15 protein-coding genes are annotated in these 15,776 nt (G+C 70.5%); 11 read left to right on the forward strand and 4 right to left on the reverse strand.

Features of this window, described 5'->3' with window-relative positions; translation table 11 throughout:
- Positions 1 to 4 precede the first annotated feature (4 nt).
- Positions 5 to 1,990: an acetate--CoA ligase gene (gene acs, locus ACQP2E_RS01330; protein ID WP_433828065.1), complete on the reverse strand. Its 1,986-nt coding sequence runs from the start codon at positions 1,988 to 1,990 to the stop codon at positions 5 to 7.
- A 208-nt stretch (positions 1,991 to 2,198) separates the two neighbouring features.
- On the opposite strand from acs, the gene ACQP2E_RS01335 reads away from it, so the two are divergent.
- A complete protein-coding gene (locus tag ACQP2E_RS01335) occupies positions 2,199 to 2,936 on the forward strand; it encodes an oxidoreductase (protein WP_433828066.1) in 738 nt (245 codons plus the stop codon).
- A 273-nt stretch (positions 2,937 to 3,209) separates the two neighbouring features.
- Here the strand turns inward: ACQP2E_RS01335 and ACQP2E_RS01340 are convergent, their stop codons facing one another.
- Together ACQP2E_RS01340 and ACQP2E_RS01345 are read right to left on the reverse strand one after the other, a co-directional pair.
- On the reverse strand, positions 3,210 to 4,013 hold the full coding sequence (locus ACQP2E_RS01340; protein WP_433828067.1) for an HAD family hydrolase: 804 nt from the start codon (positions 4,011 to 4,013) through the stop codon (positions 3,210 to 3,212).
- Positions 4,014 to 4,328: 315 nt separating this feature from the next.
- Positions 4,329 to 4,703, reverse strand: coding sequence for an STAS domain-containing protein (locus ACQP2E_RS01345; protein ID WP_433828068.1), 375 nt, complete (start codon positions 4,701 to 4,703; stop codon positions 4,329 to 4,331).
- A gap of 200 nt (positions 4,704 to 4,903) precedes the next feature.
- On the opposite strand from ACQP2E_RS01345, the gene ssd reads away from it, so the two are divergent.
- The 8 genes from ssd (at position 4,904) to ACQP2E_RS01385 (ending at position 11,885) form a co-directional block, all read left to right on the forward strand.
- Positions 4,904 to 5,986 carry a septum site-determining protein Ssd gene (ssd, locus tag ACQP2E_RS01350; RefSeq protein ID WP_433828069.1) on the forward strand — a complete coding sequence of 361 codons (1,083 nt, stop codon included), beginning with the start codon at positions 4,904 to 4,906 and terminating at the stop codon, positions 5,984 to 5,986.
- A complete protein-coding gene (locus ACQP2E_RS01355) occupies positions 5,983 to 7,146 on the forward strand; it encodes a TadA family conjugal transfer-associated ATPase (protein WP_433828070.1) in 1,164 nt (387 codons plus the stop codon). Before ssd ends, ACQP2E_RS01355 begins: the two co-directional genes overlap by 4 nt.
- A complete protein-coding gene (locus ACQP2E_RS01360; protein ID WP_433828071.1) occupies positions 7,143 to 7,883 on the forward strand; it encodes a type II secretion system F family protein in 741 nt (246 codons plus the stop codon). Before ACQP2E_RS01355 ends, ACQP2E_RS01360 begins: the two co-directional genes overlap by 4 nt.
- The gene (locus tag ACQP2E_RS01365) at positions 7,880 to 8,593 is read left to right on the forward strand and encodes a type II secretion system F family protein (RefSeq protein ID WP_433828072.1); all 714 of its coding nucleotides are present in this window, start codon (positions 7,880 to 7,882) and stop codon (positions 8,591 to 8,593) included. The genes ACQP2E_RS01360 and ACQP2E_RS01365 overlap by 4 nt, the downstream gene beginning before the upstream one ends.
- A 146-nt stretch (positions 8,594 to 8,739) precedes the next feature.
- Positions 8,740 to 8,868, forward strand: coding sequence for a DUF4244 domain-containing protein (locus ACQP2E_RS01370; protein ID WP_221402608.1), 129 nt, complete (start codon positions 8,740 to 8,742; stop codon positions 8,866 to 8,868).
- A 59-nt stretch (positions 8,869 to 8,927) separates the two neighbouring features.
- Positions 8,928 to 9,284, forward strand: coding sequence for a TadE family type IV pilus minor pilin (locus ACQP2E_RS01375; protein WP_433828073.1), 357 nt, complete (start codon positions 8,928 to 8,930; stop codon positions 9,282 to 9,284).
- Positions 9,281 to 9,628, forward strand: a complete 348-nt coding sequence (locus tag ACQP2E_RS01380) for an Rv3654c family TadE-like protein (RefSeq protein WP_433828074.1) — start codon at positions 9,281 to 9,283, stop codon at positions 9,626 to 9,628. The genes ACQP2E_RS01375 and ACQP2E_RS01380 overlap by 4 nt, the downstream gene beginning before the upstream one ends.
- Before the next feature lie 934 nt (positions 9,629 to 10,562).
- Positions 10,563 to 11,885: a hypothetical protein gene (locus ACQP2E_RS01385; RefSeq protein WP_433825281.1), complete on the forward strand. Its 1,323-nt coding sequence runs from the start codon at positions 10,563 to 10,565 to the stop codon at positions 11,883 to 11,885.
- Positions 11,886 to 12,158: 273 nt separating this feature from the next.
- Here ACQP2E_RS01385 and ACQP2E_RS01390 read toward each other — a convergent pair whose 3' ends face one another.
- Complete coding sequence (locus ACQP2E_RS01390) at positions 12,159 to 14,627, reverse strand: DEAD/DEAH box helicase (protein ID WP_433828075.1); 2,469 nt, start codon at positions 14,625 to 14,627, stop codon at positions 12,159 to 12,161.
- Positions 14,628 to 14,738: 111 nt separating this feature from the next.
- On the opposite strand from ACQP2E_RS01390, the gene ACQP2E_RS01395 reads away from it, so the two are divergent.
- Both ACQP2E_RS01395 and ACQP2E_RS01400 read left to right on the forward strand, forming a co-directional pair.
- Positions 14,739 to 15,095, forward strand: a complete 357-nt coding sequence (locus ACQP2E_RS01395; protein ID WP_014440444.1) for an STAS domain-containing protein — start codon at positions 14,739 to 14,741, stop codon at positions 15,093 to 15,095.
- Positions 15,092 to 15,532, forward strand: coding sequence for an ATP-binding protein (locus ACQP2E_RS01400; RefSeq protein WP_111651988.1), 441 nt, complete (start codon positions 15,092 to 15,094; stop codon positions 15,530 to 15,532). Before ACQP2E_RS01395 ends, ACQP2E_RS01400 begins: the two co-directional genes overlap by 4 nt.
- The last annotated feature ends 244 nt before the right edge of the window (positions 15,533 to 15,776 follow it).

A 15,776-nucleotide genomic window follows, 5' to 3' on the forward strand; every position in this document is an offset into this window, starting at 1 on the left:
TGTTTCAGTCTTCGGACTTGGCGACGTTCATCCCCGAGGAGATCAGATCCATGACCGTCGAGTCCTGAAGAGTCGTGACGTCACCCAGCGACCGCTTCTCCGCGACGTCGCGCAGCAGGCGTCGCATGATCTTGCCGGAGCGGGTCTTCGGCAGCTCGGCGACGAGCATGATCTGCCGGGGCTTGGCGATCGGGCCGAGCGTCTTGGACACGTGGTTGCGCAGCTCCTGGATCAACGCCTCGCCGGCCGCGCCCTCGGTCTCCACGTTGCCGCGCGGGATGGTGAACGCGACGATCGCCTGGCCGGTGGTCGGGTCGGTCGCGCCGACCACGGCCGCCTCAGCGACCGACGGGTGCGACACCAGCGCCGACTCGACCTCGGTGGTGGAGATGTTGTGGCCGGAGACGAGCATGACGTCGTCGACCCGGCCGAGCAGCCAGAGCGCGCCGTCACTGTCCTTCTTCGCGCCGTCGCCGGCGAAGTAGATCCACTCGTCTCCCTGACCCGCTCCGGCCCCGAACCGCGACCAGTACGTCTCCAGGAACCGCTTGTCGTCGCCCCAGATCGTGCGCAGCATCGACGGCCACGGCTCACGCAGCACCAGGAAGCCGCCGCCACCGTCCGGCACCGACTGCGCCTGGTCGTCGACCACGTCGGAAGAGATGCCGGGCAGTGCGGTCATCGCCGAGCCAGGCTTGGTAGCGGTGACACCGGGCAGCGGGGAGATCATGATGGCGCCGGTCTCGGTCTGCCACCAGGTGTCGACGATCGGGGTGCGCTCGCGGCCGACGTGCTCCCGGTACCACATCCAGGCCTCGGGGTTGATCGGCTCACCCACGCTGCCGAGGACCCGCAGCGACGACAGGTCGTACTTGGCGGGGATGTCGTCGCCCCACTTCATCATGGTGCGGATCAGCGTCGGCGCGGTGTAGAGGATCGACACCTTGTACTTGTCGACGATCTGCCAGAAGCGGCCGCGGTCCGGGGTGTCCGGCGTGCCCTCGTACATCACCTGGGTCGCGCCGTTGGAGAGCGGTCCGTACACGATGTACGAGTGGCCGGTGACCCAGCCGATGTCGGCGGTGCACCAGTACACGTCGGTCTCGGGCTTGAGGTCGAAGACCGCGTGGTGGGTGTACGAGGCCTGCGTCAGGTACCCGCCCGTGGTGTGCAGGATGCCCTTCGGCTTACCGGTCGTGCCCGAGGTGTAGAGGATGAAGAGCGGGTGCTCGGCGTCGAACGGCTGCGCGGCATGTGTCGTGCCAGCCTGCTCGACGGTCTCGTGCCACCACTTGTCCTTCTTGGTCCAGGCGACGTCCTGGCCGGTGCGGCGGACCACCAGCACGTGCTCGATGCTCTCGGTCCGCGCCACCGCCTCATCCACTGTCGGCTTGAGCGCGGACGGCTTGCCGCGGCGGTAACCGCCGTCAGCGGTGATCACGATCTTGGCGGCGGCGTCCTGGATCCGGGTCGCCAGCGCGTCCACCGAGAAGCCACCGAAGACGACACTGTGCGTCGCGCCGATCCGGGCGCAGGCGAGCATCGCCACCGCGGCTTCCGGAATCATCGGCAGGTAGATCATCACGCGGTCGCCGGCGACGACCCCGAGTTCGGTCAGCGTGTTGGCGGCCTGCGAGACCGACGTCAACAGCTCCGAGTACGTGACGGCGCGGCTGTCGCCGGGCTCGCCCTCCCAGTGGATGGCGACCTTGTCGCCGTTGCCGGCCTCGACGTGCCGGTCCACGCAGTTGTACGCGATGTTCAGCTCGCCGCCGACGAACCATTTTGCGAACGGCGGGTTGGACCAGTCCAGCACCTGGTCCCACTTCTTGGCCCAGACGAGACGCTCGGCCTGGGTCGCCCAGAAGGCGAGGCGGTCGGCGCCTGCCTGTTCGTAGGCCTCAGCCGTGACGTTCGCGTTCGCCGCGAGTTCGGCGGGCGGCGGGAACTGCCGCGTCTCCGAGGACAAATTCTCCAGGGTCTCGCTCATGAGGGCGGCTCTCCTCTGCCTTGACCGGGGGTCTCTTCGTTGCACACTAGTTCTGCCGGATGGCCCGGCGAAGGGTTGCGAGGCGGAACGCGCCCGGCGGTGCCGTTTGCGCGCCAACCGGCCACGCGTTGATCGCTTCTGCGCGAATCTTGCCATTTCCACGCTCATTTGTGCACCCCATGTTTCCGCTGGTTTCGCCGGTTACCGTGTGCGTGTGGATCCACTAGCTCCGTTGCTCGACCTCGCCGACGTCGCGCCCGCCTTCGCGGAAGCCCGCGACACCGTCGACACCGCGATGCGGCACCGCGCACTCCGCCGGCACGGCGGTCAGGTCGCGGCCGAGTCGAGCCTGCGCGCCGCCGTCGCCAGCGCGGCCCTCGAAGGCAATAGCTACGACCTGGAAGAGGTACGCGGCGGAACCGTCACCGACCCGGTCGTGCAGGGTTCCCTGCGGGTCGCCGGGGCGCTCGGCGGTCTCGTCGACCTCTGGCCCCGCGCGCCGCGCCAGGTTCTTGCGAAGCTGCACGTGCTCGCCGCTCGTGGTGTCGTGCACGACCACGACCTCGGCCGCCTCACCTCCGGCGCGGACCGTGTCGACGCGCTCGCCGGGCTGGTCGCCGGCAACGAGGAGACGCCGCCGCTGCTGCTCGCCGCCATCGTGCACGCCGAGCTGATCACGCTGCGGCCGTTCGCCGGGCCGGCCGGTGTCGTGGCCCGGGCGGCGGCCCGCCTCACGCTGATCGGCCGGGGTTTCGACCCGCGCGGCCTGGTCGGCGTCGAGGCCGGGCACCTGGAGCGCGAGCCGGAATATCAGGGCTCGGCCGGTGCGTACGCGACGGGCACGCCGGACGGTGTGCGGTCGTGGCTGCGGCATTACGCCTCGGCGATCACCGTCGGCGGCGAGCAGATCACCGTGATCGGCGACAGCGTGCTGGCGTCGGTCTAAAAATTAAGAGCCGGCGTCCCGCAAGGGGCGCCGGCTGTACACGTCCGGACCGGGTTAACAAGCGTGCACCTGGGTCGTTGTCGACAGTCCTGACACCCTCTCGCGAGGGCGGAGGTCCCGCCGCAACGTGCCTGCCGTGGCTGATCGCGCGTGGGTTCCCGGTGGCCGTGCACGGTTCCCGTTCGCACGGGACCGCGACTTCTTTCTACGCCCTTTGCCGCATGATCGCCAGGTATGCCGGATTACTCAGACCAAAGGCATTTGCGCTGGTCATTACGCCACTGCGGCACGAGTACGCCGGTGGCGCCCATAGATCGCGAAGCCGATCGCGACGCCGACACCGACGCCGAGAGCGGCCGCTGCCACCGGCACCGCGGGGCGGTCGCGGAGGCGTTTGCCCAGCGGCACGGGGTTGCGGAACTCCAGGATCGGCCAGGCCCGCTCGGTGGCGACCCGGCGCAGAGCCCGGTCCGGGTTGACGGCGCTGGGATGGCCCACCGCCTCCAGCAACGGCAGGTCACTGCTGGAGTCCGAGTACGCGAAACACTCGGCCAGGTCGTAACCACGGGACTCGGCGAGCTCCTTGACGCCGACGACCTTGTTGGGCCCGGCCGAGTAGAACTCGACAGCGCCGCTGTAGAGCCCGTCGACGATCGACATCCGCGTCGCGATGATGTCGGTGATGCCGAGCAGCGCGCCGATCGGGCGGACCATCTCGTCACCGGAGGCGGAGACCAGGACCACGTCACGGCCGGCCGCCTGGTGCTCGGCGATCAGCACGGCGGCCTCGGCGTAAACGTACGGATTGATGAGGTCGTTCAGCGTCTCGGCGACGATCTGCTGCACCTGCTCGACACGCCAGCCCTTGCTCAGGGCGGCCATGTAGTCGCGAGTGCGTGCCATGGCCTGCTCGTCGGTGCCACCACCGAGGCGGAACATCAGCTGCGCATAACCGGACTTGACGACGTCACGGCGGCTGATCAGGCCGTCACGATAGAAAGGCCGTCCGAAGGCCAATGCGCTGGACTTGGCGATGACGGTCTTGTCGAGGTCGAAAAAGGCGGCGCTCGGGCCCACGGGCCGAAATTGTAGTCGTACCGCACCCGCGCCGGTTGATCCGGCATCCCTCGGTGACGCGCTGTGAAAACGGTCAGACGGGTAGGGAGCGTCGCATCGGGTCACATTCGGTACTCGACGGATCGGCTGAGTCTGAGGCAGACTTGTGTTCGCCACTGTGAAGCGTGTTGTTACGGACGCGTCCAGTGAGCGGATCCGCTGGCCCTCGGTGATTGCGCCCCCCGCGATCACCGAGTCGATTCGGCTCGACCCCCCCGGAGCCGAATCCAAGGACGGCCCCCGTCTCCCCCGACGGGGGTCGTTCCCTTTCCGCTGCTAGGCGCCCTGTGCCTGGCGGGGTTCGGATATTTCCGGCGAGGTCGCGGCAGCGTCCGCGTCGATCAGGCCGAAGAAGTCGGAGAGGCCTGTCACGTTCAGAACCCGGCGGAAGTTGTCGGTCGGATTGGCCACGGCGAACGAGATCCCTCGATCGGTGGCGTCCCGGTAACCCTCGATCAGGGCGCCCAGGCCGGTCGAGTCGACGAACGTCGCCTCAGCCAGGTCCACCCGCACCGCGGACGGCGACCAGTCGACGAGGGCGTCGCGAATTCCCTGGGCCACGTCGTCGGAGCTGGAGAAATCGATCTCTCCCAGCACAGAGACGGTGACAGTCCCGTCATCGGCGAGCGTGATCCGGATCGAGTTGTTCATGCCAGCTCCATCGTTCCGAGTCGGCACCACGATACCCAACCGGCGCAGGATCACACTCGCCTACCAGATCGGCCTGAGACGACCGGAGTTATCCACAGGATCCAAAGTTATCCACAGGCAGGCCGCGGCCGGTTGTCCGGTCCGGACCCGGCCCGCGACGGTGGTCGCCCGAACGCCGCCGTCGAAGCTGGAGGCTCGCCATGCCTGGCCCTCGCCGTCCCCTGGTCGTAACCGCCGACCACGAGTTGCTCGACGACCTGCTCCGGCTCGCCGCCGCCGGTGGCACCGAGGTCGACGTCGCACCCGATCCGGCCGCCGCCCGCGCCCGATATCCCGGTGCCTCCCTCGTCATGGTCGGCTCCGATCAGGTGGCCGCGTGCGTACGGGCCCGGCTGCCGCGCCGCCGGCGGGTGATCGTGGTCGGCCGGCACTCCGACATGGACGCCACCACCTGGCAGATCGCCGAACCGCTCGGCGCCGAACACGTCGCGGTGCTGCCGACCGCCGAGACCTGGGTGGTGGAGCAGTTCAGCGAGCGGCCGGAGCCAGGACCTGCCTCGCGCACCATCGCGGTCATCGGCGGGCGAGGCGGCGCCGGCGCGAGCATCCTGGCGGCCGGGCTGGCAACCACGGCCGTGCGGTTCGGGCATCGGACCCTGCTCGTCGACGCGGACCCGCTCGGCGGTGGGCTCGATCTGCTGCTCGGCTGGGAGGACATGACCGGGCTGCGCTGGCCCGGTCTCAGTGGCGCCGACGGGCGGGTTGATCCGCCGGCTCTGCTCGGTGCGCTACCCCGGCGCGGTGACCTGGTGCTGCTCTCGTTCGACCGGGAGCAGCTGCCGGGTGTTCCGGCCGAGGCGATGGCGGCGACGCTGGACGCGGCCCGGCGCGGTCGCGACGTGATCGTGGCCGATCTGCCCCGGCAACTCGACGACGCCGCGGTGCTGGCGTTGCAGGCCGCCGATCGGACGTTGCTCGTGGTGCCGGCGGAGCTGCGGGCGGCGGCTTCGGCTGCGCGTACCGCGGCCACGATCCGGATGCACTGCGAGGACGTCGCGGTGGTGGTGCGTGGCCCGGCGCCTGGCAAGCTGCGGGCCCGGGAGGTCGCCACGGCCCTGGGCCTGCCTCTGGCCGGCACGCTGCGCCCCGAACCCGCCATGTGCCAGGCAGTGGAGAACGGCACCGCGCCATGCGCGGATGGCAAAGGCCCACTCTCCGACCTCTGCCGCCGGCTTGTCGACGACCTCATGGGTACGCGTACCAGCACGGCGGCACCGGCATGAGCGTGCTGAGCACCCGGGTTCGACGGCAGTTCGCCTACGACGGCGTCGAAGCCACACCGGCCGCCGTGGTCAATGCCGTACGCAGGGAGAACGGCGCCCTCGGCGACACCGCCGTGCTGCGCCTCGCCGACCAGGTCCGTGACGAGCTGCTCGGCGCCGGCCCGCTGGCACCCCTGCTCGCCGACCCCGAGGTCACCGACGTCCTGGTGAACGAGGCGCAGGTCTGGGTCGACCGGGGCGCCGGCCTGCAACGCGCCGCCATCCGGCTGAGCGGCCCGGACGAGGTACGCCGTCTCGCCCAGCGCCTCGTCGCCGCCTGTGGCCGCAGACTCGACGACGGGCAGCCGTACGCGGACGCCCGCCTCCCGGACGGCACCCGCCTGCACGCGGTGCTCCCGCCGATCGCGGTTGGCGGGCCGTACCTGTCGTTGCGTACCTTCCGGCAGCGCCCGTTCAGCCTTGCCGACCTGGTCCGGCACGGCACGGTCCCGGCGGCCGCCGCGCCGGTGCTGGAGGCGGTGGTCCAGGCGCGTCTGGCGTACCTGGTGACCGGCGGCACCGGTAGCGGCAAGACCACCCTGCTCGCGACGCTGCTGGGCCTGGTGCCGCCGGCCGAACGGATCGTCCTGGTCGAGGACGCGGCCGAGCTGCGCCCGGTGCACCCGCACGTGGTCGCGCTCCAGGCACGCACCGCAAACGTCGAGGGCGCCGGCGCGGTCGGCCTCACCGACCTGGTACGCCAGGCGCTGCGAATGCGCCCGGACCGCCTGGTGATCGGCGAGTGCCGTGGCGCCGAGGTTGCCGACCTGCTGGCCGCGCTGAACACCGGCCACGACGGCGGCGCAGGCACGCTGCACGCCAACGCGCCCGGCGACGTACCGGCCAGGCTGGAGGCGCTCGGCATGCTGAGCGGCCTGCCCCGGGCCGCCCTGCACGCGCAGGTGCTGGCCGCGCTCCAGGTGATCCTTCAGGTGCGGCGCACCGCCCGCGGCCGGGTCCTGGAATCGATAAGCGTTCTCGTGCCGTCGGGGGAGTCCCGCCTGATCTCGGTCCTGCCGGCCTGGACGGGCTCACCCGCCCCTGGAGCCGCCGTCCTGGCCCGCATGCTCACCGAACGAGGCGTCGAGGTCCCACCCGCTCTCCACGGCCGTTCCGGATGAACGGCATGCTGGCGGCGGCCCTCCTGCTCGCTGCGGCCGCCGTGGTCCTGGGTCCGCGACCCGCCGCGCGCGTCAGGCTCGCAGGACGCCGTCGCGCTCCAACCCTTCCCGGCGTACGCGAAACAGCCGCCCGCCTCGTCACCGGACCACCCTGGAAGGTGGCGCTGAGCGCGGCGGCGTCGGCAGCAGCGGCCGGCCTGCTCTTCGGCGGCCCGGTCGGAGCCCTGATAGCGGCCGTCTACGCCGTGCTGGCCGCCGACGAATGGCTGCGCCGCGCGCGCCGGAAGCAGTCCGCCGCCGCCCGGGCAGCCGAACTCGACGGCCTGTGCGCCCTGGTAGCCGACCTGCGAGCCGGCCTGCCACCAGCCGCAGCATCCGGCAGTCCGGTCGACAGCGGTGGTGGGCGGGTTCGGGAGCTTGTAGCGGCGGTGTGGCGGCTCGCCGAGCAGACCGGGGCACCGGCCGCCGACCTGCTCGACCGGATCGAGGCGGACGCCCGGGCGGCTGACCGGGCTGTCGCCGGTGCGGCGGCCCAGGCGGCCGGTGCCCAGGCGACAGCGTTTCTGCTGGCCGTGCTGCCGGTGGGCGGGATCGTGCTGGGTTACGTGATCGGGGCGGACCCGCTCGACGTCCTTCTGCACACCCCGATCGGCGCCGGCTGCGCGCTGGTCGCGGTGCTGCTCCAAGCCGGTGGCCTGCGCTGGTCCCAACGTCTCGTCGACGGGCCACCGCCGTGATCGGGATCGTGGCGGGCTGCGTGCTCCTCGCTGTCGTACTTCTGGTGCTGCCGAGAGCCGGGGCGGGGCGGCGGCTGCGGCGGGTCAGCGCCACGGCCGCGAAACCGGCTGGGGACGGCCGTCGTTCCCGGATGCTGCTGTCGGTGCTGGCCGGACTCGGGGTTCTGGTGTTCATCGGGAACGCTTGGGGCGTACCCATGGGCCTGTTGGCGGCACTCGGAGCGGAACGCGCGCTGCGGCGCCGGGAATCTCCCGGCTCGCGGCGTGAGCGGCAGCGAGCGCTCGCGGACCTCCCCCTTGGCGCGGACCTGCTGGCAGCGGCCCTGCGTGCCGGTGCACCGGTGGACAGAGCAGCGGCGGCGGTGGCAGACGCACTGGGCGGTCCGCTAGGCACCCGGCTGGAACGCGTGTCCCGATCACTGCGCCTGGGTGCGAGCTCGCCCGAGGCCTGGTCCTGCCTCAGCGACGTGTCCGGTGCGGAACGGCTGGTAGCGGCCGCGGTCCGCTCCAGCGCCAGCGGCGGAGCACTCGCCGGAGCGTTGGAACGCCTCGCCGTCGACCTGCGCTCCGACCGCACGGTGGCGGCGGAGGCAGCCGCCCAGCGCGCCGGCGTCCTGATCGTGCTGCCGCTGGGTCTGTGCTTCCTGCCGGCGTTCCTGCTGGCCGGTCTGGTCCCGGTCCTGGTGGCGGTGCTGGGCGACGTGCTCTGAGCACTTTGAGACCCGGCACGGCATTCCGCCGCGCCGTTTGTTGACCGGCACGGCAACGGCGCCGTGCCGCCTACCCGAGGAGGATCCACGTGCACAACCTCGTCACCCGTTTCCGGCGGCTTCAGGCGGAGGCCGGCGACGCCGGAATGAGCACCGCCGAATACGCCGTAGGCACCCTGGCCGCGGTGGCTTTCGCCGGCATCCTGCTCAAGGTGGTATCCAGCCCGGCAGTGCAACAGGCACTGACCGGCATCATCGGCCGGGCACTGAAGTGAGACAGCGCCGGCGGCCCGGCCGCGGTTCCTCGGTGGCGCGGCACCCTGGCCGTAGTTCCTTGGTGACGCGGCCGCCCGGCCGTGACCGGGGTTCCTTCACCGCTGAACTCGCGGCCGGGCTGCCGGCGCTCCTGCTGCTGTTCTACGCGGGCCTCACCGCCGTGGTCGCGGTGATGGACCAGGCCCGCTGCCTGGACGCGGCCCGGGAAGCAGCCGTGGCAGCCGCCCGAGGCGAGACCTCGGCGCAGGCCGAGCGCCTGGCTCCGCCAGACGCAACCATCCGGGTGTCAGGCGACGCGGAGACGGTCACGGTGGTGGTCATTTCCCGGGTACGCACACCAGGCGGCCACCTACCAGGCCTGACCGTGCAGGCGGAGTCCCACGCCGCCCGAGAGCCCGCCCAGGTCCCGTGGTGACCGCCCACCGTGATCGGGGTGCCGCGTCGATTCTGGTGCTGGCGTTCGGACTGGTCCTGCTCACCGCCGGCCTGGCCGCAGCAACCGTGGGAACCGCCCAGGTAGCCCGCCGCGAAGCTCGCAACGCTGCCGATCTAGGTGCCCTGGCGGGTGCTCAAAAGGCAGTTCTGGGCACTGAGCCGGCATGCCACGAGGCCGCCCGAATAGTCGCGCTCAACCACGCCCGGATGACCTCGTGCGTCCTGGACGGCCTGGACCTGGTGATCCACACAGAGGTGCCAACCGGCCGCCTGGGCACAGCCAGGTCGGCAGCCCGAGCCGGCCCGGTCCACATCCCAGGCTGAGCAACCACCGCACACCGAAGCGTGTCGATTCGGGGTGCGGAGTCCCCCTCAACTCAACTCAACGCGGCCGGTCGGTTCCGGCTCTTGTGTCGAGTTCGGGCGCGGTTCGGTGTGGCGGGGGCGGTGAGCGCCGATCGGCTGAGCACGGGCAAGGAGCGCACGCGAATTGCTTGCGCCAGGGCCCTGCGCGCACGCGGATTGCTTGCGCCAGGCACTGCGCGCACGCGGATTGGCCGGGCGGGACTGCGCCCACGCAGATTGGCCGGGCGGGGCGGTGAGCGCACGCGGATTGCTTGCGCGTGCACCCACCGCCCTTGACCGCTCAGATTGCGGAAAGGGCGTGGCCGGCGCGGTGCGCGGTGCGCGGTGGCGCGGTGGCGAACCCGCGCTGCCGATCTTGTGAGTTTGCGCCGCCTGGCCGACCACAAACTCACCATATTGGCGGATGGCTGGCACACGGTGAGGCGCTGCCTGCGGCAACTCGCCGAATCTTGTGAGTTTGTGCCGCCGCGCCAGCCAGAGACTCACAAGATTCGCCTGCTTCAACGCCTTCACCGCCGGCCACGACCCTCATCGCTAGAACTCTCTTAAGATCGGGCTGCCTGCCTGCCTGCCTGCCTGCCTGCCCTGCCTGGCTGGGGCTGGCGGGGCGGGGGCTGGCGGGGAGCCGAGCGAGCGCCCACACGATCTTGAGCGATTTTGCACACCGGGGAGTCTTCTTCTTGAGGGCTGGTGGGGTTGTTGTCGATGCCTTGTTGGGGTGGTTTCGGGTCCCTCGTTGGGGTGGTGGGGTGGGAAGTGGTGGGTGTGAGGGCGTAGAGCGGCAGGTATGGGACGTCGTTTTCGTGGGCCTGAGCAGCCGGTGTCTGAGCAGGTGCGGGGGTGGGCGGATCCGGAGATCTTCCGGTTTCTCGCGTTGGCGCAGCGTGTTGACATGTCGGGGTTCGAGCAGGATTACCGGGCTGATGGGGTGGGCGGGTTGCCGTATGACCCGCGGTTGATGCTGGTCACGGTGTGGTGGTGTTACCGCCGGCAGTGGCGTAGTCCGCAGGACATGGCCCGGGCGTGTCGGGAACAAGCGTCGTTGCGGGTGGTGTGGCAGCGCGAGCAGGTGCCGTCGGCGGCGTGTCTGCGCCGGTTCGTGCAAGGTCATCGCCGGGGCTGGCAGACGGTCGCGGACTCGCTGATCAGGGTCTCTGGTCAGGCGGGACTGGTCGATGTATCGGTGACCGCGACGGATAGCACTCCGGTGATCGCGCCGGCCGCGTTGTCGAAGACGATGACGGCCCCGCTGATCACTACCCGTATCGACGCGGCGCGTCGTGAGCTGGCCGGGTTGCAGCAACGCCGTCAGGACATGCTCGACGATCCTGATCTGGCGAGGTTCCTCGAGCACGGCTACGCAGAGATGATCCGCGCGGAGCAGTTGCTGCTGGTCCGGTTACGGCGTCTGGAACAGGCCGAGGCCGAGGCCCGCGAACGCGGACGGCCGGCGGCCGCACGACATGACGAGCAGATCACCCGTTGGCAGGCCCGCGTCGATCGGCATACCGCTGAACTGGCCGAGATGACCCGCCGCCAGCAGGACAAGTACGACACCTATCAAGCGCGAGCCGCCGCCGGGCAGCCGCCGCGCGGCGGGCCGCCGTGTCTGCCCGAGCAGCACATCCGTATCCGCGGCAAGCAGCAGGCTCTGGCCCGGGCTCGGAGCCGGCTCACTCAAGCCCAGGCCGGCTCCGGTACCGCTCGCGACGGCCCGGCCGCCCGGGCCAACCTCACCGACCGGTCCGCCCGGATCCTGAAAGGCAAAGCGAACACACCCGCCTGGATTCTCGGCTGGCTACTGACCATCACCGTGATCAGCGGACAGTTCATCATCGCCGGGCTGCTGTCGCAACACGGCAACGACGCCCACGGGCTGCTGCCCAACCTCACCGCCGCTGCCGGCACCTGCCGCCAAGCCGGGATCATCGAGCCCTTCGGCCACCACCTCGCCGACGGCGCTTTCCTCGCCCCCGCAGTACCCGCGACCATCACCGGCATCCCACTAACTGGCGTGACCAGCAAAGACAGCGACACCGACCAGCAGCTCTACACCCGCCGCAGCCCGATGATCGAACCCGTCTTCGCGCACCTGCTCCGCACCGACCGGCGCCTACACTCCCGCGGCGACGCCGCCCACACCGAAGTCATCGCCATCACCACCGCCTACAACGCCACCAAATACCTCCGGAAAACCACCCGAACTAAAACTTGACAACCACATCCCAACAAACCAAGAAGAAGACTCCGGGCGGTCGAGAATCGCTCAAGATCGGCGGGCGGCGGGCGGCGGGCGGCGGGCGGCGAGCGGCGAGCGGCGAGCGGCGGGCGGCGAGCGGCGAGCGGACGGGCGGCTTGCGACGTGCGGGCGGCGAGCGGGCGGGCGAGGTGCGGGCGGACGCGCGGCGTGCGGCGAGCGGGCGGCGGGCGACGTGCGGTGGGCAGCGAGCGAGCGGGCGGCGGGCGCCGGGGCGGGGCGGGCGGTGGGTTAGAGGTGGGGGTTTAGGGCGACCAGCACCGTGTCCAGGACTTTTACGGCTGCGTCCTTGTCCAGGGGGTTGTTGCCGTTGCCGCATTTGGGGGACTGGACGCAAGCTGGGCAGCCCGCCTCGCAGACGCACGCTGCGATCGCCTCGCGGGTGGCTTGCAACCATTCTGAAGCGACCGCGTACGCGCGCTCCGCGAACCCCGCCCCGCCCGGATGCCCGTCGTAGACGAAGACCGTCGGGGCCTCCGTGTCCGCGTGGCCGGCTGTCGACAGGCCGCCGATGTCCCAGCGGTCGCATGTGGCGATCAGCGGCAGCAGGCCGATGCCGGCGTGCTCGGCCGCGTGCAGGGCGCCCGGGAAGTCGGACGGTTCCACACCGGCCCTGACCAGGGCTTCCGGTGAGATCGTGAACCAGACCGCCACGGTACGCAGCTCGCGCACCGGCAGATCGAGCGGCCGAGTGTCGATCACCTCGCCGGTGCCGATGCGACGCCTCTGGTACGACACCACCTGGTTGGTCACGTCCACCTCGCCGAGGAAGAGCCCGACCGGTCCGGCGTCCACGTACGAGCGGACGTTCACCACGGACAGGTTCGTGACGTCGCGGGCGTGGGTGGACCAGTCCGGTTCCTCCTGGTGGACCAGGGCGATCGCGTCGTCCAGGTCCAGCTCGTCGACAATGTACGAAACGCCCTGGTGCAGGTGGACCGCCCCGGTGTGCAGCATCGCGTGCGAGGAGCCCTGGTCGACCGTGCCGAGCAGGCGGCCGGTCGACGACTCGACGACGGATACCGGTGCGCCGCCGGTGCCGCGCAGGTCCACGTCGGGCCGGCCTCGATGGGTCCAGTAAAAGCCGGACGGCCGGCGTCGCAGGGCGCCTTCCTCGACCAGCGCCTGAACCGCGGCAGCCGCGGCCGGGCCGCCGAACAGCTCCAGGTCGCTCTCGGTTATCGGCGCCTCGGACGCGGCGCAGCAGAGTTGCGGGCCCAGAACATAGGGGTTGGCCGGGTCGAGCACGGTCGCCTCGACGGGACGGCCGAAGACCGCTTCCGGATGGTGCACCAGGTACGTGTCGAGCGGGTCGTCCCGGGCGATCAGCACCGCGAGGGCCTCGCCGCCGGCCCGCCCGGCCCGGCCGGCCTGCTGCCAGAGCGACGCGCGGGTGCCGGGATATCCGCAGATCAGCACGGCGTCCAGGCCGACCAGGTCGACGCCGAGTTCGAGGGCGTTCGTCGAGGCCAGGCCGAGCAGCTCGCCGGAGAGCAGTGCGCGCTCGATCGCCCGCCGGTCCTCCCGCAGGTAGCCGGCGCGATAGGCGGCGACCCGCTCGCCAAGGCCGGGCACCGCCTCGTCGAGGGCGCGCCTGGTCATCGAGGCGACCACCTCGGCGCCACGCCGAGATCGGATGAAAGCGAGGGTACGAGTACCGGCCACGATCGCGTCGGTCAGCAGATCCGCGGTCTCCCGCAGCGCCGACCGCCGAATCGGCGGCAACTCGACATCGACAAAAAGCGACTCGGCATCGACAGAAAGCGACTCGGCATCGACAAGAAGCGACTCGGCATCGGCAGGGTCCGGCGAATCATCAGAACCGGACGAGACCGGAGACACCGACTGGGCCGGCACCGACTGGGCCGGCACCGACAGCGTGGACTGCGGGAGCAGCGGCGGCTCCCACAATGCGAACGTCACTCCACCACGGGGCGACGTGTCCTCTGTGACCTCTGTCACCGGTAGCCCGGTCAGCCGGGATGCCGCGCCGGCCGGATCGCCCGACGTGGCCGAGGCCAGGACGAACGTGGGAGCGGACCCATAACGCGCCGCCGCCCGCCGAAGACGACGCAGAACATGGGCCACGTGCGAGCCGAAAACACCGCGGTAGGTGTGGCACTCGTCGATTACCACGTACGAAAGGCGCCTGAGAAAGACCCCCCACCGAGCGTGACCGGGCAGCAAGGAGTGATGCAGCATGTCGGGGTTGGTCAGCACGAAGCGCGCGTGCTGGCGGACCCATTCGCGTTCCTCGCGCGGCGTGTCCCCGTCGAAGGTCGCGGGGCGCACTCCGTCGAGTCCGAGGCGGGCGACGGCGCGTAATTGGTCCGCTGCGAGCGCTTTGGTAGGTGACAGATAGAGCACGGTCGCCTTAGGGTCCGTGGCGAGCGCGCTGAGAGCCGGCAGCTGGTACGCGAGGGATTTGCCCGACGCGGTGCCGGTGGCCAGCACGACGTGCTTGCCCTCCCAGGCGAGGGTAGCGGCGGACGCCTGATGCTCCCACGGAGCGAGGATCCCGGCGGCGGCGAACGCGTCGCGCACCGAGGGATCGGTCCAAGTGGGCCACGGCGCCTGTCGTCCTGATCTGGGTGGCACCCGTTCCACGTGTGTGATCGGCGACGCCTCAGCGGTGCCGCGAGCTCGCAGCCGATGCAGCAGCTCAGCGGGACCGAAGGCGGTGGAGGTCACGCATTGCACTGTGACACCGGTATGCCCCGAACCTCAAACGGGTAGGGACGGTGGGTGCCACGCGTCGCCCGCAACCCGTCGGTGGTTAGATTTCGCGGGGGAGATCAGGGAGGAGGACCGATGGAGCTGTCGCTGGCGGACCGTACCGTCGCGGGCCACACCGTGCTCGAGGTCGGTGGCGAGGTCGACGTTTACACCGCTCCTCGGCTGCGTGAGCGGCTGATCGAGCTGGTCGACGCGGGTGCGCGTGACGTGGTCGTCGACCTGGAACGGGTCGAATTCCTCGATTCGACCGGGCTCGGCGTGCTGGTCGGCGCCCTGAAGAGGCTGCGTACGGCGCACGGGACCTTCGGTCTCGTCTGCGCGAAGGAGCCACTCCTCAAGATTTTCCGGATCACCGCGCTTGATCAGGTTTTCCCGATCTTCCCGACTGTCGAGGCTGCCACCGAGCGCGACGGCAGCGGTCCTGTTTCGTGATGGCGACGGTTCGGCTCTCCTTCTCGCCGGCTCCGGTGCACGTGCGCACCGCGAGGCTGGTCGGTGTCGCGGTCGCACGCCGGGCCGGTGTCGCCGAGGAGTTGCTCGACGAGGTCCGGCTGGCGATCGGTGAGGCGTGCACCCGCGCGGTGACCCTGCATCGTCAGTACGGCCTCACCGAGCTGGTCACCGTGGAGATGTCCGACTCGGACTCGTACACGGTCCGGGTCATCGACCATGCGCCGATCGAGGCGAGCGTGGGGCTGACGAAGCTGCCCCCGGACGAGCTCGCCGACGAGTCGCTGACCGACGACGCCCTGACGACCGGTGTCGGTTTCGCGCTGCTCGCCGGATTTGTCGATGACCTTCAGGTGCGGCCGGTGGACGATGGCCCGGGCACCGAGGTCCGCATGGTCTGGCCCGTCACCCGCCGCTGACCCGAAAAGGCGGCGCCACCAGCGGAAAAAGATCAACCGGTCCCAATACGCGCTCGCCGCGGCGCTAGCACAGCGGCAAACATCATCGCGACACGGCTGTGCGCAGGTGTGACGATCGCCATATCGGCCCTATACAGTACGCGAGTTGTCAGCTACTGCTGGTCCGCGTCCGCGGGCCTGATCGCTCGCTCCCCGCGATCCGGGGAATGCGCCCGGAGGTCTCGTCCACCGTCCGGGTGCGGTC

It is taken from the genome of Actinoplanes sp. CA-015351, from assembly GCF_050955685.1.
GTDB lineage: Bacteria > Actinomycetota > Actinomycetes > Mycobacteriales > Micromonosporaceae > Actinoplanes.